15 protein-coding genes and 1 pseudogene are annotated in these 16,212 nt (G+C 64.1%); 9 read left to right on the top strand and 7 right to left on the bottom strand.

What is annotated here, in order from left to right; all coding sequences use genetic code 11:
- Positions 1-162: 162 nt before the first annotated feature.
- The 4 genes and pseudogenes from ykgO to LB545_RS00700 all read left to right on the top strand — a co-directional run bounded on the left by ykgO (position 163) and on the right by LB545_RS00700 (position 2,731).
- Entirely contained in the window at positions 163-288 is a 126-nt protein-coding gene (gene ykgO / locus LB545_RS00685) for a type B 50S ribosomal protein L36 (protein WP_125004464.1), read from the top strand.
- Between the two features lie 108 nt (positions 289-396).
- Complete coding sequence (locus LB545_RS00690; protein ID WP_140500468.1) at positions 397-1,035, top strand: tetratricopeptide repeat protein; 639 nt, start codon at positions 397-399, stop codon at positions 1,033-1,035.
- Positions 1,036-1,147: 112 nt separating this feature from the next.
- Complete coding sequence (locus LB545_RS00695; RefSeq protein WP_140493394.1) at positions 1,148-2,215, top strand: alpha/beta fold hydrolase; 1,068 nt, start codon at positions 1,148-1,150, stop codon at positions 2,213-2,215.
- A 52-nt stretch (positions 2,216-2,267) separates the two neighbouring features.
- Positions 2,268-2,731: pseudogene (locus tag LB545_RS00700) on the top strand (hypothetical protein).
- 15 nt (positions 2,732-2,746) lie between these two features.
- Here LB545_RS00700 and pyk read toward each other — a convergent pair.
- Positions 2,747-4,180, bottom strand: a complete 1,434-nt coding sequence (gene pyk, locus LB545_RS00705) for a pyruvate kinase (RefSeq protein WP_140493391.1) — start codon at positions 4,178-4,180, stop codon at positions 2,747-2,749.
- Positions 4,177-4,641 carry a DUF1036 domain-containing protein gene (locus tag LB545_RS00710; protein WP_404928014.1) on the bottom strand — a complete coding sequence of 155 codons (465 nt, stop codon included), beginning with the start codon at positions 4,639-4,641 and terminating at the stop codon, positions 4,177-4,179. Before LB545_RS00710 ends, pyk begins: the two co-directional genes overlap by 4 nt.
- Before the next feature lie 270 nt (positions 4,642-4,911).
- Between LB545_RS00710 and LB545_RS00715 the strand changes: the two genes are divergently transcribed.
- The 3 genes from LB545_RS00715 to LB545_RS00725 all read left to right on the top strand — a co-directional run bounded on the left by LB545_RS00715 (position 4,912) and on the right by LB545_RS00725 (position 7,338).
- The gene (locus LB545_RS00715; protein WP_140493385.1) at positions 4,912-5,709 is read left to right on the top strand and encodes an N-formylglutamate amidohydrolase; all 798 of its coding nucleotides are present in this window, start codon (positions 4,912-4,914) and stop codon (positions 5,707-5,709) included.
- A gap of 10 nt (positions 5,710-5,719) precedes the next feature.
- Positions 5,720-6,028: a DUF1244 domain-containing protein gene (locus tag LB545_RS00720; RefSeq protein ID WP_140493382.1), complete on the top strand. Its 309-nt coding sequence runs from the start codon at positions 5,720-5,722 to the stop codon at positions 6,026-6,028.
- A 128-nt stretch (positions 6,029-6,156) separates the two neighbouring features.
- Positions 6,157-7,338 carry an MFS transporter gene (locus LB545_RS00725; protein WP_140493379.1) on the top strand — a complete coding sequence of 394 codons (1,182 nt, stop codon included), beginning with the start codon at positions 6,157-6,159 and terminating at the stop codon, positions 7,336-7,338.
- Here the strand turns inward: LB545_RS00725 and LB545_RS00730 are convergent.
- On the bottom strand, positions 7,296-8,210 hold the full coding sequence (locus LB545_RS00730; protein WP_140560812.1) for a LysR family transcriptional regulator: 915 nt from the start codon (positions 8,208-8,210) through the stop codon (positions 7,296-7,298). The genes LB545_RS00725 and LB545_RS00730 overlap by 43 nt on opposite strands.
- Positions 8,211-8,326: 116 nt before the next feature.
- On the opposite strand from LB545_RS00730, the gene LB545_RS00735 reads away from it, so the two are divergent.
- Positions 8,327-8,536, top strand: coding sequence for a DUF680 domain-containing protein (locus LB545_RS00735; protein ID WP_140493372.1), 210 nt, complete (start codon positions 8,327-8,329; stop codon positions 8,534-8,536).
- A gap of 67 nt (positions 8,537-8,603) precedes the next feature.
- The gene (locus LB545_RS00740; protein WP_140493369.1) at positions 8,604-9,563 is read left to right on the top strand and encodes an SDR family oxidoreductase; all 960 of its coding nucleotides are present in this window, start codon (positions 8,604-8,606) and stop codon (positions 9,561-9,563) included.
- 56 nt (positions 9,564-9,619) lie between these two features.
- Here LB545_RS00740 and LB545_RS00745 read toward each other — a convergent pair whose 3' ends face one another.
- From LB545_RS00745 to LB545_RS00760, 4 genes are all read right to left on the bottom strand, one after another.
- Entirely contained in the window at positions 9,620-9,778 is a 159-nt protein-coding gene (locus LB545_RS00745) for a DUF3309 family protein (RefSeq protein ID WP_140493366.1), read from the bottom strand.
- Positions 9,779-9,875: 97 nt separating this feature from the next.
- The gene (locus LB545_RS00750; RefSeq protein ID WP_140560810.1) at positions 9,876-13,052 is read right to left on the bottom strand and encodes an efflux RND transporter permease subunit; all 3,177 of its coding nucleotides are present in this window, start codon (positions 13,050-13,052) and stop codon (positions 9,876-9,878) included.
- 75 nt (positions 13,053-13,127) lie between these two features.
- Positions 13,128-14,303: an efflux RND transporter periplasmic adaptor subunit gene (locus LB545_RS00755; protein ID WP_224704210.1), complete on the bottom strand. Its 1,176-nt coding sequence runs from the start codon at positions 14,301-14,303 to the stop codon at positions 13,128-13,130.
- Positions 14,304-15,076: 773 nt separating this feature from the next.
- A complete protein-coding gene (locus LB545_RS00760) occupies positions 15,077-16,207 on the bottom strand; it encodes a patatin-like phospholipase family protein (RefSeq protein ID WP_140517577.1) in 1,131 nt (376 codons plus the stop codon).
- Between the last annotated feature and the right edge of the window lie 5 nt (positions 16,208-16,212).

The raw sequence follows: 16,212 nt of genomic DNA on the forward strand, positions 1-16,212 counted from the left end.
CGGATATTTGACGACACCGGGCATTCATCTCCGCTACCGGGCATGCTTGCGGTTGACACGGACAAGGCTCCTCGTTTATGAGCCACCCACAGTTCAAAGGCGCGTCTTCTGGCGCGCCTTAAAATTTCGACCCGGACCGGGTCCACACCGACAGGCAAGACCATGAAGATCAAGAATTCGCTCAAGGCGCTGAAGGCGCGTCATCGCGACAACCGTCTGGTTCGCCGCAAGGGCCGCGTCTACATCATCAACAAGACCGCCCCCCGCTATAAGGCGCGCCAGGGCTGAGCTTCGTCGCGAGGCTTTTGCCTCCGCAGTTGGTGTTTATCGTCGGTCCGCCGGCCGTTCACGCTAAAATCAGTTTGACGTTCCGCCGCCCGGGACTAGATTCGGGCGATGCGGATTCTTTTTGCATTTTTGACGGTCCTTCTCTTTTGCAGCGCCATCTCGTTGCCGGCGCGGGCCGATGATCGGGCGGTGGTGCAAGCGGCCCCGGAGCCGGCGCCTCCGGATGCCCAGCCAGTGCCGCAAGCCGCGCCTCCCGCAATGAACAGGGAAGCCCGCCTCGACAAGCTGTTTGCCGATCTCAAGCGCGAGCGCAACGAAAAGGCGGCAGAGCGTATCGCCGGCATCATCTGGAGCGAATGGTCCCAGTCGGGCAGCGCCTCGATCGACCTGATGATGCAATGGTCGCAGAAGGCGCTCGAGAACCAGAAATTCGACGTAGCGCTCGATTTCCTCGACCAGGTGGTCACCTTGCAGCCGGCCTATGCCGAGGGCTGGAACCGGCGCGCCACGGTGCATTTCATGATGAAGAACTACGGCAAGTCGATGTCCGACATCGACCATACGTTGCAACTCGAACCACGCCATTTCGGCGCGCTGTCGGGCCTGGCACAGATCATGACCGTGACCGGACGCAAGCAATCGGCGCTCGAGGCTTGGCAGAAGGTCCTTGCCATCTATCCGATGCTGCGCAGCGCCCAGGATCAAGTCGGTACGCTTTCGGAAGAACTCGCCGGCGAAGGCATTTGATATTTAAGGCAGTAGGGGAATAAGGCAGTAAGGCAGTAGGAAAGAGATCGCCCGGAAATACTCCCCTATTCCCCTATTCCCCTATTCCCCTATTCCTTCTCGTATATCCCACATGAACCTGCTCTATGCCGTCTTCGCCTTCCTTCTGGCGCTCGTCTTTGGCCTTGTCGGCATCACCCGCGTCGGCTCCTGGCTGATCGAGCGCCGCAACCCGGCCGTCGGCGAATTCATCGACATCGATGGCGCGCGCATCCATTATGTCCACGTTCCTGGCCACGCCAAGGCCGACCTGCCGCCTGTTGTCTTCATCCACGGCGCCAGCGCCAATCTCAGGGATCAGATGCTGCCGCTCAGGCCGTTGCTCGAAGGGCGCGCCGAATTGCTGTTCTTCGACCGGCCGGGATTCGGTTGGTCGGGACGCGGGCCCGGCAACAACAAGGATCCGTGGTCGCAGGCCGACACCGTCGCCGCGCTGATGGACCATCTCGGCATGAAGCAGGCTATCATCGTCGGCCATTCCTTCGGTGGCGCGGTGACGACCGCCTTCGGCCGCGAGCATGCCGACAAGACGCTCGGACTGGTATTCCTGGCACCGGCAACCCATCCGTGGCCCGGCGGCGCAACCGCCTGGTACTACGACCTGACCACCATTCCGGTGATCGGCCGGCTGTTCTCCGAAACGCTGAGCTATCCGGCAGGAATGCTGCGGATCGCCGACGCTACGACCTGCGTCTTCTCGCCCAACAAAGTGCCGGACAATTATGTCGCCGAGGCCTCGATCCCGCTGGTGCTGAGACCGTCGGCCTTCCGCGCAAATGCCAGCGATGTCGCCGGCCTCTACCGCTATGCGCTTGGGGCCGCGCCGCGCTACGCCGAGATCAAGGCGCCGACCGTGGTCATCTCGGGCGATCGAGACAAGGTCGTCTACGCCCATATCCATTCGGTCGGCCTCGAGCGCAACATTGCCAGCGCCGAACTGGTCTGGGTGCGCAATCTCGGCCACAAGCCGGACTGGATCGCGTCTGATCTGGTCGTTGGCGCCATCGAGAAGGCCGCCGGCAGGAGTGTGGATCTGGAGGCGATGGCAAGGGCGGTGGAAGCGCGGATCGCCGGCGATGCCTATGGCGTCGGCAAATGCGCCGACCTCAAGGAACCCGAAGCGGAGTTGGCGCCGACCTGATGTGCGTCTTCCGAAAACGGTCGTCGAAAAAGGGTATCGGGGCCAGAGCGGCATGTACGTCCTGAAACACGGCATAAAGAAAATTCCGAAAAATTCTGGACGCTGCCGGACCGCATCTTCTTCGGTTACGGCGCCTGCCCCATCCTTGCGGGCGTCTTTCTCAGCTATCCTCCCCTGGACGGATTTTACGGCGAGCGGATCATTCCAAGCGGGAACGATTCCGGAAACCATATCTATGTGACCAACGGCGTGATCGCCTTCGACTACCATGGCTATTCCAGCCGCGAACGGCTTCTGGAACACCACAAACGAGGATGGGCTTCGCACAGCGCCGACTGGCACTGCACGCTGGAAAAGGTCGATTTCGATCTGCTCGACACTGCCGAACTTAATCGGCGAAAGATGCGGGGACCGGATCAATATCTGCAAGATCCCATACCCCGCGCGCGTCGCTTCCTTCAGCGCATTGACCACGCCGCAGCGGCAACAAGAGCTCTCAAGATCGCAACGCGGTGAAGCCCTGGGGCGGGCTTATCGGGTGCCCAAGTCCGAACCGACATAGGCGATGCGCAGCATATTGGTCGAACCGGGCGTCCTTAGCGGCACGCCGGCGGTGATGATGACGCGGTCGCCGGGCTTGCCGAATTCCTCTTCAAGCGCGATGCGGCAGGCGCGATCGACCATGTCGTCGAGATCGGTGGCATCGGGGGAGACGACGCAGTGCGTGCCCCACAGCAGCGACAGCCGCCGCGCCGTGTTGACGATCGGCGACAGGGCCACGATCGGCACCTGCGGGCGCTCGCGCGCGGCGCGCAGGCCCGTGGTGCCGGAAGCCGTGTAAGTGATGATCGCCGACAGTTTCAGCGTCTCGGCGATTTCGCGGGCCGCCAGCGAGATCGCATCGGCGCCGGTTGCTTCAGGCTCGGAACGCTGGGCGTTGATGATGCCTGCATAGGTCGGATCGGTTTCCACCTTGGTGGCGATGCGGTTCATCATCGCCACCGCTTCCACCGGATAGGCGCCCGCGGCCGATTCGGCCGAAAGCATGATGGCGTCGGCGCCTTCGAAGACGGCGATCGAAACGTCGGAGACTTCCGCGCGGGTCGGCACGGGCGCGGTGATCATCGATTCCAGCATCTGCGTGGCGACCACCACCGGCTTGCCGGCGCGGCGCGCTGCGCGCGTGATCTGCTTCTGGATCCCGGGCACGGCTTCCAGCGGCATCTCGACGCCGAGATCGCCGCGCGCGACCATCAGCGCGTCCGAGAGTTCAATGATTTCGGCCAGACGGGCAACCGCCTGCGGCTTCTCGATCTTGGCCATGATCAGCGCCCGGCCGCGTGCGATCTTGCGCGCTTCGGCCAGGTCCTCCGGCCGCTGCACGAAGGACAGCGCTATCCAGTCGACGCCGGTGGCGAGCACCGCGTCGAGATCCCTGCGGTCCTTCTCGGTCAGCGCGCCGACCGGCAGGTCGGTATCGGGCAGGCTGACGCCCTTTCTGTCGGAAATCGTCGTGCCGGCAACGACGGTGCAGACGATCGCCTTGCCATTGGCCTTCACCGCTTTCAGCTCCAGCTTTCCGTCGTCGATCAGCAGCCGGTGGCCGGCCTCGACCGAACTCAGGATTTCGGGATGCGGCAGATAGACCCTGGCCGCGGTGCCGGGCTCGGGATTGTCGTCGAGCGTGAAGGTCTGGCCGACGGTCAGCACCTCCTTGCCGTTGGCGAACTTGCCGACGCGCAGCTTGGGTCCTTGCAGGTCGGCAAGGATGCCGATCGGCCTTCCGACCGTCTCCTCGACGGCGCGGATGCGTCCGACGAGCGTGCGCATCAACTCGTGATCGGTATGGCTCATGTTGATGCGGAACACATCGGCGCCCGCTTCGAACAGCTTCTTCAGCATTTCCTCGGAAGAGGAGGCCGGACCGATGGTGGCTAGGATCTTGACCTTGCGGCTGCGTCTCATTGACTGTTTGTTCCCGGGGCGGCTGGCGCGCCTCCCGTTGCGGGGTCGTCGGTTAGCTGGACCATCCAGCTTGCCTGCTCGCCCGTGTCGTATTCCTGGAATCCGGCGCGCTGGAAGCCCCGGGCGACGCAATCGGTGACGCCGGCGATCTTGAACTCTTTTTCAGCCACGCACATGTTGATCGGGCCGTCCCAGCGTCCGCCGCGTTCGGCGTCTTCTGCATAAAGATAGTAAAACCTTGATGACAGCGGCCCTTCGATCAGCGTCTTGCAACTCGATCCTTCGATGTGCCACCAGCCCTCGGTGATCCAGCCGGCCTTGGCACGATAGCCGATGCCGACGCCGACCAGGTTTTGCGTCGCGTTGCAGACGCGGAAATCAGCGCGGGCGGGCGAGGCCGCAACCATCGCGGACAAACCCACGGCGAGCGTCAGGAGCGGCATGGCGAAGGCGAAGCGCACGCGCCGCCCGCCGGCGGAACTCATCCTGAAACCCCTCAAGAACCACATCAGCATCTCTCTGCGCCCCTTTTCGGAAAAGTCCGGGCGCATGTCAACGCGCCGTTTTGTCCAATTCCAATCGATTTAAGAAGGCTCCCGGCGCGCGATCCGTCGCCCCTTGCCAGATTTCAGCGGAAACCTTGGCCAAACAACGGCATTGCGCCCGCGTCGTCTTCGTGGAAAGACGATAGCATCCTCCCCGGAAGCCAGCGAACAGACCATTTCCCGCCAATGACCCGATCCACAGTTTTCGCGCCTTTCGATGTCGTCGAGGGCGACCGCAAGCGGGGCATGGTGCTGTTGGCCGACCATGCCCGCCGCGACCTGCCTGAAGACTATGGCAGCCTTGGCCTGCCGGCGGCGGCGTTCGACCGCCACATCGCCTATGACATCGGCGTCGAGGCGGTGACGCGCGAACTCGCTGCCTTGCTCGATGTGCCAGCGGTGCTCGCCAATTTTTCGCGGCTGCTGATTGATCCCAATCGCGGCGAGGATGATCCGACGCTGATCCGTCAGCTCTATGACGGCACGGTCGTGACGGGAAACTATCCCCTCGCCCCGGAGGAGCGCGAAAGGCGGCTTGACCGCTTCTACCGGCCCTATCACGACGCCGTCGGCGCCATGATCGCCTCGGTCGCGCAGGCTTCCGGCAAGGCACCCTTCATCTTCTCCGTGCATTCCTTCACGCCGGTCATGCAGGGCAGGCAGCGGCCGTGGCATGTCGGCGTGCTGTGGGACCGCGACGACCGCGTGGCGCGGCCGCTGATCGACATGTTGGCCGCTGACAAAAACCTCGTTGTCGGCGACAACGAGCCCTATGACGGCGCGCTGCGGGGCGACACCATGTTCAGGCACGCCATCGTCAACGGCTATGCCCACGCGCTGATCGAAATCCGCCAGGACCTGATCGCGACCGGCGGGGATGCGCTTTCGTGGGCTGAGCGTCTGGCGCCGATCGTTGACGCGATCGATCGCCGTCCCGATATACACCAAGTGAAGATGTTCGGCTCGCGCACCGGGCCGTTATGAGGAGGTTTCGATGACCGAACTCAGCGACGAACAGAAACGCGACTTCGAGGCCGCCGCCTTTCGCCGGCTGGTGGCGCATCTGCGTGAGCGTGGCGACGTGCAGAACATCGATTTGATGAACCTCGCCGGCTTCTGCCGCAACTGCCTGTCGAACTGGTATCGCGAGGCCGCGGAAGCCGAAGGCGTCGATCTCAGCAAGGACCAGTCGCGCGAGATCGTCTACGGCATGCCTTACGCGCAATGGCAGGCGCTGCACCAGACCGAAACCTCCGACGCCAAGAAAGCCGAATTCGAGGCCAGGCGACCCAGAGACCACTAGGTGGTCTCTCACGTCCTCGATTACCCTAGGCGTTCGTTTGGCCCAAATGCTTCCCGAGCGCAGCGCTTGACTGAAAATTGAATCGATCTAATTTGCCGCGCAAAGCCACTTTCTGACCGGATTCGCCTATGAACGCGTCGAATGCAATGCAGACCGCCATTCGCGGCCGCTGGGCCGTGGCGGCCATCTTCCTCGCCAACGGCTTCCTGACCGGCAGCTGGGCGCCGCAGATCCCGGTGTTCCTGACCCGCCTGGACATTTCCAAGTTCACTCTGGGGCTTTTGATCCTGCTGTTCGGCGCCGGCGCCGTCACCGCCATGACCTGGTGCGGTCACCTGATTTCGAAACACGGCTCGCGCACCGTGCTGCGCTGGTTTGGCCTCTGCGGCAGCCTCGGCCTGCTGGTCGTGGCGCTGGCGCCCAACGTGCCGCTGGCTGCCGTCGCCATGTTCATCTTTGGCGGCTCCATCGGCGGCATGGATGTCGCCATGAACGCCAATGCGGTGGTGGTCGAGCGGCGGCTGTCGCGCGCGATCATGTCCTCCTCGCATGGCTTCTGGAGCCTCGGCGGTTTCGCCGGCGGTGCCCTTGGCGGCTTTGCCATCCAGAACTACGGCCACCTCGCCCACGCCGCGGTCGTGACGGCGCTTGCCTTAGCGGCGATCGCGGCGGCGGTGCCCTATATCGTCGCCGAGGGCAGGCCGCAGGCTGCCGAGCATCATAAATTCAGCTTGCCGGGAAACCCGCTGGTCTACCTCGTGGGCCTGATGGCGCTGCTGACGATGGTCTCTGAAGGCGCCGTACTCGACTGGGCAGCGCTTTATCTCAGGCAGGAACTTGGCGCCGATCTCGCCATTGCCGGCCTCGCCTATGCCGCCTTTTCCGGCGTCATGGCGATCATGCGTTTCTTCGGCGATGGCGTGCGCAATCGTTTCGGGGCCGTGACGACGTTGCGCGGTTCGGCGATCATCGCTGCCGCCGGCATGCTGATCGCAGGCCTGTCGCCCTCACCGTGGCTTGCCATCTCCGCCTTCGCTCTGTGCGGCTTCGGCATCGCCAATATGGTGCCGATCATCTTTTCGGCCGGCGGCAACCAGGAAGGCATGTCGTCGGGCACCGGCATGAGCGTGGTCACCACTATGGGCTATTCCGGCATCCTCGTGGCGCCCTCCGCGATCGGCTTTGTCGCCGAGCATTCCAGCTTCGGCCCGATCTTCATCGCCATGTCGGGCCTGCTGATCGTCGTCCTGCTGATGGCCGGATTGGCTCACCGCGCCGAATTCGCTCCCGACGCGGCGCCGGCCGAATAGCGTTTCAGTTCCTCGTGGAGGAAATCCGCCACGCGTCGGATGCGCACGCTGGTGCGCACGTCGCGATGCATGGCCAGCCACACCGGCAAGCTGGGCAGCGGCAGGCCCGGCAGCACCTTCTCCACCAGGGGGTCCCGCTCGGCCAGCGGCTCCTGGCCGAGGCCGATGCCGTTTCCCGCCCGCACCGCCTCCCAAAGCACGATCTGGTTGTCGGCCCGGAAGCGAAAACTGTTCCGGGTGACCGGTATGCCGAAATGCGTAAAGCCTCGGATCATCTCGTCGCTCCGGTCGAAGCCGATCAGCGCGTGGTCGAGCAGGTCGGCCGGCTCGCGCGGGTGGCCGCACCGGTCGAGATAGGCTAGGGAAGCACAGGCGCAGAGCGCGATATCGCAGACCTTGCGCGCCACCAACTCGTTCTGTGTCGGCTTGACCATGCGGATGGCGATGTCGGCATCCCGGCGCAGCAGGTTCTCGACCTGGTTGGAAGCGACGATCTCGACCTCGATGCCGGGCTCCTCGATGCCGAGCCGCGCCATCATGTCGGGCAGCACATAGGCCGCCACCACCTCGCTGGCGGCGATGCGCACCGTCCCTTCGATCGCTTCGACCGAACCCAGCGCCAGCCGTGAAAAAGCGCTCGCCTGCTCGCTCACCGCCTTGCCGCGCTCGAAGAGAGTGGCCCCGGCCTCGGTCAGCGCGTAGCCGCTTCGCCCGCGCCGGAACAGGATGACGCCGAGCGCTTGTTCTAGTTCCGAGATGTGGCGGCCAAGCGTCGGCTGGCTTGCCGATAGCTTTCTCGCCGCGGCCGACAGGCTGCCGGTCTCAGCGACCGTGACGAAGCTCTTGATCAGGTTCCAGTCGATATCAGCCATTCACAACTGAATATCAGAACTGCACACATGGTCAATTTCAATTCATTGGTGAGGCAATCATATTCGGCCTGCAAACATCGATACGCCCTGCAACAAGCCAACCAGGAGTAACCCAAATGACCAAGATTGCACTCACCGCCGCTGCCCTCCTCATCGCCGCCAACGCCGCTTTCGCAAGCAGCGACAAGTTCGGCTCGAACAATGCCAGCCAGACGCCTGTCGCCAGCAAAGACAAGACGATCACCACATCGATCGAGAAGTCGAATGCAATCATCCGGAAGCCGGTCGTCCAGGGCAGCAACCGCGACCTCTTCGGCAACCGCTGAACAGACGCCGAGATATCCCCAAGGCGGTGGGCTTGTCCCGTCGCTTCACAGCAACAGGAGACGAAGAATGACCAAGATTGCAATCCTCGGCGCCAATGGCCGGCTCGGCCGCGTGGTCGCCAAGGCCTTCATCGATGCGGGCTATGATGTCCGCGCCATCACCCGCACCGGCAAGGTGCCGGCTGAGCTTGCAGGCGCGACGGCCGTCGCCGGCGATGCGCTGGACGGCGAGTCTCTGATCCGCGCCACGCAGGGCGTCGACATCATTTTCAACGGCCTGAACCCGATCTACACCGACTGGGGCAAGTGCCTGCCGATGGCCGAGAATGTCATGGCCGCCTGCCGCGCCAACGGCACGCTGCATCTCTTCCCCGGCACCATCTACAATTATGGCTCGCCGATGCCGGCGGTGATCACGGAAGACACGCCGTTCCACCCGACAACCGAGAAAGGGCGGATCCGCTGCGCCATGGAGGCGCTGTTCCGCCGTGAAGCTGAGGCGGGTCGGGTGCGCACGATCATTCTGCGCGCCGGCGATTTCTTCGGCGGCACCGGCAACGGCTCCTGGTTCGACCTCGTCGTGGCCGCCAAGATGAGCAAGGGCATCTACACTGCGCCCGGCCCGGCCGATCTGGTGCATGAATGGGCCTATCTGCCGGATTTCGCTGTCGGTTTCGTCGCGCTGACGCGCAACCTCGACAAGCTCGGCTCTTACGAGGCGCTGAATTTTCCGGGCCATGCCGTCACCGACATCGAGATCAAGACGGCCGCCGAAAAGGCGCTCGGACGCAAGCTGAAACTCAGCTTCATGCCCTGGTGGGTGCTGCGCGCCGGCAGCCCGTTCGTGGCGATGTGGCGCGAGATCGTCTCGATGTCCTATCTGCGCTTCGAAGCGCACCGGCTGGCCTCGGCGCGGCTGAACGAGATCATCGGTGAAATCCCGCACACCCCTCTGAACCAGGCGGTGCACGAAGCCTTGCAGGATATCGGCGTCGCCGTCGCGCCGGCCTGGCACCAAGCAGCGTGATTGCCGAGCGTGCCGAAAAGACGGGAACGGCGGGCTCGGCCGCAAATCGTTGCCAGTCAGATCCGGCCCATCAGAAGCAGGATAAGCACCACGACGAGGACGACGCCGACGATGCCCGACGGCCCGTAGCCCCAGGAGCGCGAATGCGGCCATGCCGGCACCGCGCCGATCAGGATCAGGATCAGGATGATGATGAGAATCGTGCTGATCGTCATTTTAGAGCCCTCGCCGTCTGGTTGAATCCGAGGGAACAATGCAAAAGGCCGCCCGGTAGTTCCCGGGCGGCCTTTTGACCTGCCTTGCGAAACCGCTCTATTCGGCGGCCTTCGGGAAGGCGACTGCCGGCTCGGCGTCGCCATCGGCCGCTGGCTCCTGCGGCGAGATCTCTCGCTTGCCGCGTCGCAACAGCCGGCTGAACCACCCTCGCCGCGCGCCGGGCTTGACCTTGGCGCGGGTGAACACCATCAGCATCGACGGCGTCACCACCAGCGTCAGCACGGTGGCGAAGGACAGGCCGAACACGATCGCCGACGACAGCGAAATCCACCACTGCGTCGAAGGCGCGTTGATCGTCGTCTCATGATGGAAGATCTCGAGACCGAGGCCGAAGGCGATCGGCAGCACGCCGAGGATAGCCGAAACCGCCGTCAGCACCACAGGGCGAGCACGCTCGCGGCAGGTCTGCAGCACAGCTTCCATCTTGTCCCAACCCTCCTCGCGCAGCCGGTCATAGGTGTCGATCAGCACGATGTTGTTGTTGACCACCACGCCGGCCAGCGCGATGACGCCGATGCCCGACATGACGATGCCGAACGCCTCGCCTGTCAGAAGCAGGCCCAGGAACACGCCGATCGTTGCCATGACCACGCAGGACAGCACCAGCCAGACGCTGGTGAACTTGTTGAACTGCGCCAGCAGCACCAGGAAGATCAGGAAGATCGCCGCGCCGAAGGCCTTGCTGAGGAAGGCGCTCGCTTCCGCGCTGTCCTCGTTGGAGCCGGCGAGCTTCCAGCGTATGCCGCTGCCGAGATCCATGTCCGAGACCGCCTTGGTCACCTGCTCCTGTACGGCGGCGACCTGCGCGCCGGCGGCGACATTGGCCTGCACCACCACGGTGCGCGCGCCGTCGATGCGGTTGAGGATGCCGACCGTCGGCTCGGGCTTGCGCACGACGAAATTCGAGATCGGCACCGATCCTTGCGACGTCTGCACCCTGAGTTCGTCGAGCGTCGACAGCGTGCGCCGGTCTTCCGGAAGGCGCAGGCGGATGTCGACGGCATCGTCGGCGCCCGCCGGCCGGTATTCCGACAGCTTCAAGCCGTTGGTCACCAGCTGCACCACGGTGCCGACCGAGGTCGGGCTGATGCCGTATTGGGCGGCCTTGGCGCGGTCGACCTCGAGCGCCCAGTCGACGCCGGGCGGCGGCAGGCCGTCCGAAATGTCGATGACGTTGGGCACCTTGGCGATCCGCGCCGCCACCGCGCGCGCCTTGTCGTCGAGCCCCTTGGGATCGGCGGCCGAAAGCCTGATCTGGATCGGCTTGCCGGTCGGCGGACCTGCCTCCGGCACGCGCACCTCGACATCGACGCCGGGAATGCCGGCCATGACGCCGCGCAGGTCGCTGAGGATCTGGTTGGCGGACTTGCGCTCGCGCCAGTCGACGAATTCGTACTGGATCACGCCGACGACGTCCTCGGGAATGTCCTGGCCGCCGCCCTGAGTCTTGCCGGCGCGTGTATAGACCGATTTCACGCCCGGCCAGCCGAGCAGCCTGTTCTCCGCCGTCCTGGTGGCGGCATCCATCTCGGCCAGCGAAAGATTTCCGCGCGCATGCACGTAGAGCAGGCCGTAGTCCGGCTCGACGCTGGGGAAGAACTCGACGCCGGCGCCGTATTTCGAATAGGCGTAGCCGACGCCGAACAGCAGCGCCACGGTGAGCACCAGGACGGTGATCGGGAAGCGCACCGCCTGCTTGACGATGGCCATGTACCAGCCGTCGCGGTTGTCGTCCTCGTGATGCTTCGGCGCCTTGGCGAAGATCGCGCCCAGCGTCGGCGCGAACACCAGCGCATAGAGCATCGAGGCCGACAGCGTGACGATCAGCGTGATCGGCATGTATTTCATGAAGTCGCCGATGATGCCGGGCCAGAACAGCAGCGGCGAGAACGCGGCGATGCGCGTCATCGTCGCCGCGATAACCGGGCCGGCCATGCGCTTGGCGGCGAGCGCGAAGGCATCCGCCTTCGGCATGCCTTCGCTCATGCGCCGCTCGGCGAACTCGGTGACGATGATGGCGTCGTCGACCAGCATGCCGACAGCCAGGATGAGGCTGAACAGCACGATCATGTTGATCGTGTAGCCCATCATGGCAAGCAGCAATATGCCGATCAGGAAGGACGATGGTATGGCCAGCCCGATGAGCAGCGAGGCGCGGCCCGACAGCGCGTAGAGAATGACGATGAACACCAGGATCACGGCGATCATGACGTGGTTCTGGAGGTCACCCAAGAGCTGGTTGACGAAGACCGACTTGTCCTGCGTGTAGGTGACATGCATGCCTTCGGGCATCGTCTTGATGAAGGTGTCGGACACCTCCCTGACATGGTTCAGCGTGTCGATCAGGTTGGCGCCGATGCGCTTCTTCACCTCGATGGCGATGGCCGGCTTGCCGTCGAGGCGAGTGACCGTCTCGGCGTCCTTGAAGGTCGAGCGTATGGTGGCGATGTCCTTGGCCTGCACCACGGCGTTGGGTGTGGCGACGACCGGCAGGTTGGCCACGTCCTCGGGCGTCTCGATCAGCGACGGCACCTTGACCGCGTATTTGCCTTCCGAGCCTTCGAGATTGCCGGCGGCGACCAGGCTGTTGGAGGCGCCGACGCCTTGCATCAGCTGGTCGAGCTGCAGCCCGTAGGAGGACAGCTTCACCGGATCGATGACCACTTCGACCAGATCGTCGCGCGCGCCCTGCAGCGAGCCTTCCAGCACGCCCGGTACCTCTTCGATACGGTCGCGCAGTTCGCGCGCAGCCGCCGTCAGCAAGCGCTCCGGCACGTCGCCCGACAGAGTGACGACGAGGACCGGAAACTCGGAAACGTTGACCTCGTTGACCGTCGGCTCCTCGGCCGCCTGCGGCAGGTCGGCCTTGGCGTCCTGCACCTTGCTGCGCGTGTCCTGGAGCGCCGTGGCCAGATTGGTTTGCGGCTGGAACTCGACAAGCACGTAGCCGCCGCCCTGGAAGGCGGCCGAGCGCATCTCCTTGAGGCCCTTCAGGCTCTTCAGCTTGCTTTCCATCGGCCGCAGGAGAAGGCGTTCCGAATCCTCCGGCGAAATGCCCTGGTAGATCAGGCTGATATACATCATCGGGATCGGAACGTCGGGTTCCGCTTCCTTGGGCGTCGACTGATAGGCGACCCAGCCCGCCGCCAGCAGGAACAGCAGGGCGGATATTGTGAGGCGGGCGTTGTGGATTGCGAGTCTGACGATATCCATGACTTGATGCCTGCTGTTTCTTCGGAAGCGGCGAACTGGCGGGAGGCGCCGGAGATCCCGACGCCGGGCTTTGCGCTACTGCGTACCGGCGGTGGCTTCGCCGATCAGCTTGTTGATGGTCGCCTGGTCGGCCTCGACGGGCTTGACGATATCGCCTTCCTTCACCAGTTCCTGGCCGGCGACAATGATGCGCGCATCTTTCGGAATTCCGCCGAGCACGAGACCGTTCGGCGAGTCGTCCACCAGGTCGATCGGGTAGAAGGCCACCTTGTCGTCGCTGCCGACGGCGCGGATGCCGAGATCACCCTTGTCACCCAGCGTCACCACCGAACGCGGCAGCAGAACCGCATCGGTCGGCTCGGCGCTGAGCGTGATCTCGGCCGTCATACCGGCGGGGATGCTGCCATCCGCATTGGGGATCGCCACTTCGACACGGAAGGTGCGGGTCTGGGAGGAGGCGTCGCGGCTGATATACCGCACGGTGCCGGTGACCTTCTGGTCGTTGACCAGGCGCACATTGGCCTCTTCGCCGATCTTGATGTAGCGCAGGTCGCGTTCGCTGATTTCGCCGCGGGCGATCACCGGATCGAGCTTGAGGATGGTCGCCACCTCGCCGCCTTGCATGACCGAGCTGCCGAGTTCCACCGGCACCCTGTCGATGACGCCGTCGAACGGCGCCTTGACCTCGTTGCGGTCGAGCTCGGCCTGCGCGGTCTCCAGCATTGATTGCGCCGAGGTCAAATTCGAGCGCGCCGTGTCGAGCTGCAGCTTCGGCAGATTGCCGGTCTTGGCCAGCCGTTCGGCGGCGTCGAGCTCGGCCCTGCGTTGCGCCAGCAACTGCTTGGCGTTGTCGACATTCGAGATTTTCTCTTCGGCCGCCAGCATCAGAACCAGATCGCCCGTCTTGACGTGCTGGCCTTGGCTGACCGGCAGTTTGTCGATGACACCGGCGACGCGCGTTGCCAGCACCGCGCGCTTGTCGGCCTCGGTCAGCCCCGAAATGCGGATAGCGCGCGCATAGGTCGTGCGCGGCGGCGTCACCACCGCGACGGTGCGCGGCGCGGCTTTCGGCTCGGCTTGCGCCGTGTTCGGCTTGCCGGCCTCCGGCGTCTTGGCCTTTTCGGCCTCTGCCGCCCTCTGGGCGTCGGCGGCGGCACTGCCAACGGATGAAAACTCGCCCGTCGCCATCCAGGCGGCGAAACCGATGAGCACAACAATGGCAGCAAGCTTGTGAAACCTGATTTTCGGCATCGTCGTTTTTTCCACTGCGGGGTTTGGCCGGGACTGCGTCCTCCTCGAGGAGCGCGTCGCCGATATGGGTGCGCGCCAGGCCGTGTTCAAATTGCCGTGATCGGCGAAGCGCGCTTCTACATCAAGTTTGCAACGCAATATAGTCGGAAAGTTGCAGCAGCATTGCGAAGCTGGACAGAGTATAGCCCTCGCGAAGCATTTTTTTGCCCAACTAGGGTGCGGCTTTAGCGGGGCTCGTTGGCGACCGATGATCGGCCGTTGAAGGCCCGGTGCCGCCGGGCCTGCGTCTGCTCTCGGAGGCACGACGCCGGCGCGAGGCGATTTTCAACCCCACGCGGGTTTCGAGCACGATGATAACCTCGGCCTGACGGACCATCCCGGCGTGCGACATTTCACGCAACACACTGGAATTGCTTGAAGAACGGACCGTTCAACTCTGATCCAGATCGTCGTTCCCTGGTCAAGCCGGATGCTCCAGGAGCGAGGACGGGTCGCCTCGATGCGTCTGCTCCATCGCGTTCCGCCGTCTAGGCTTGAGACATGATATAGCCTCGAACAAAACGCCTGCTGGTGCTGTTCGTGGCAGTATTCCTCGCCCGCCAGTCACCGTTCCGGATACGGTCGAGGGATGGCGCCCAACAGCGGCGCCCGCACGACACTGGCAGCAGGCGTCAGCATGATGATGCGCGCCTCACACGCGATGGTTGTTGCTGGCGCCGGAAGGAACTTGCTGGCACCGCGCGGCAGATCACGCCCGTGTGACGGATGCGGGTTCAGGCCCGGCGACGCTCCGCTTCGGGGTTCTTGCGCGCGGCCAGGAATTCCTTCACCCGTCGGCCAGGTGCCGGACCCCGCACCGGCTTGAAGCCGTCGTCGAGCTCGCCGGAGAGGTCGAGCGTCGGCCGCTTGCCGACGGCATCGTAGTTCTCCTCCAGCCAGTCGCTGGCGGCGGTGCGGCCAAGATCGCGCAGATAGGCCAGGAATGCCCATTCGGCATTGACCTTCGATGATGCCGACAGGTCCTTGAAGGCCTCATCGGCGTCGATGCGGTGCATGCGGATGTCCCGGTACTCGCCCCGCGGCAGGCGGCCGGCGGCGATCAGTTCCTTGACGAAGGCGATCGAACGGAATTCGCGCAGCAGCCCGGCGTTGAAGGTGATCTCGTCGATGCGGTTCTGGATCTCATTGGCGCTTTTGGGCGTTCCCTCGCGCACGACCGGATTGATCTGCACCAAAAGCACGTCCTCGGTGGCAGCCGTCTTGAAGAACGGATAGAGCGCCGGATTGCCGCCATAACCGCCATCCCAATAGGGCACGCCCTTGATCTCGACGGCGCGGAACAGTTGCGGCAGGCAGGCCGAGGCCATCACTGTGTCGAGGTCGATCTCGCCATCGGAAAACACCCGCAACTGCCCTGTCTCGACATTGGTGGCCGAGATGAACAGTTCCATCGACTTGCAGGCGCGTACATTGTCGAAATCGATCCCCTGCGCGACCACGTCGCGCAGCGGATTGAGGCCGAGCGGGTTGGCGACATAGGGCGAGAACACGCGCGACATGGTGTCGAAGAAGACATAACCCGGCGTGTTCTCGATCGACCAATTGCCCCAGGCGACGTCCCACGGCATGCGCTGCACCGGGCTGAACCGGCCCTTCGCCGCCACCGCATGCCAGAAGTCGTCGAGCTTCTTGCGCGCGCCTTCGACGCCGCCGCGAACGAAGCCGTCGGCCAGCGCCACCGCGTTCATCGCGCCCGCGCTTGTGCCGGACACCGCTGCGATCTCCAGCCGGCCATCCTCCAGAAGCCGGTCGAGCACGCCCCAGGAAAAAGCCCCGTGGGAACCGCCGCCCTGAAGCGCGATGTTGATCTTCTTTACTTCCTCCGCCTTGCCGTTCTTCGTCATGCGTT

This window comes from Mesorhizobium sp. BR1-1-6, assembly GCF_020165355.1.
In the GTDB taxonomy this organism is placed as follows: Bacteria; Pseudomonadota; Alphaproteobacteria; order Rhizobiales; family Rhizobiaceae; genus Mesorhizobium.

Excerpts from the sequence above, each read along its gene's own strand:
- ykgO (WP_125004464.1), top strand. The coding sequence starts at position 163 with ATGAAGATCAAGAATTCGCTCAAGGCGCTGAAGGCGCGTCATCGCGAC.
- LB545_RS00690 (WP_140500468.1), top strand. The coding sequence starts at position 397 with ATGCGGATTCTTTTTGCATTTTTGACGGTCCTTCTCTTTTGCAGCGCC.
- LB545_RS00695 (WP_140493394.1), top strand. The coding sequence starts at position 1,148 with ATGAACCTGCTCTATGCCGTCTTCGCCTTCCTTCTGGCGCTCGTCTTT.
- pyk (WP_140493391.1), bottom strand. The coding sequence starts at position 4,180 with ATGAGACGCAGCCGCAAGGTCAAGATCCTAGCCACCATCGGTCCGGCC.
- LB545_RS00715 (WP_140493385.1), top strand. The coding sequence starts at position 4,912 with ATGACCCGATCCACAGTTTTCGCGCCTTTCGATGTCGTCGAGGGCGAC.
- LB545_RS00720 (WP_140493382.1), top strand. The coding sequence starts at position 5,720 with ATGACCGAACTCAGCGACGAACAGAAACGCGACTTCGAGGCCGCCGCC.
- LB545_RS00725 (WP_140493379.1), top strand. The coding sequence starts at position 6,157 with ATGAACGCGTCGAATGCAATGCAGACCGCCATTCGCGGCCGCTGGGCC.
- LB545_RS00730 (WP_140560812.1), bottom strand. The coding sequence starts at position 8,210 with ATGGCTGATATCGACTGGAACCTGATCAAGAGCTTCGTCACGGTCGCT.
- LB545_RS00735 (WP_140493372.1), top strand. The coding sequence starts at position 8,327 with ATGACCAAGATTGCACTCACCGCCGCTGCCCTCCTCATCGCCGCCAAC.
- LB545_RS00740 (WP_140493369.1), top strand. The coding sequence starts at position 8,604 with ATGACCAAGATTGCAATCCTCGGCGCCAATGGCCGGCTCGGCCGCGTG.
- LB545_RS00745 (WP_140493366.1), bottom strand. The coding sequence starts at position 9,778 with ATGACGATCAGCACGATTCTCATCATCATCCTGATCCTGATCCTGATC.
- LB545_RS00750 (WP_140560810.1), bottom strand. The coding sequence starts at position 13,052 with ATGGATATCGTCAGACTCGCAATCCACAACGCCCGCCTCACAATATCC.
- LB545_RS00755 (WP_224704210.1), bottom strand. The coding sequence starts at position 14,303 with ATGCCGAAAATCAGGTTTCACAAGCTTGCTGCCATTGTTGTGCTCATC.
- LB545_RS00760 (WP_140517577.1), bottom strand. The coding sequence starts at position 16,207 with ATGACGAAGAACGGCAAGGCGGAGGAAGTAAAGAAGATCAACATCGCG.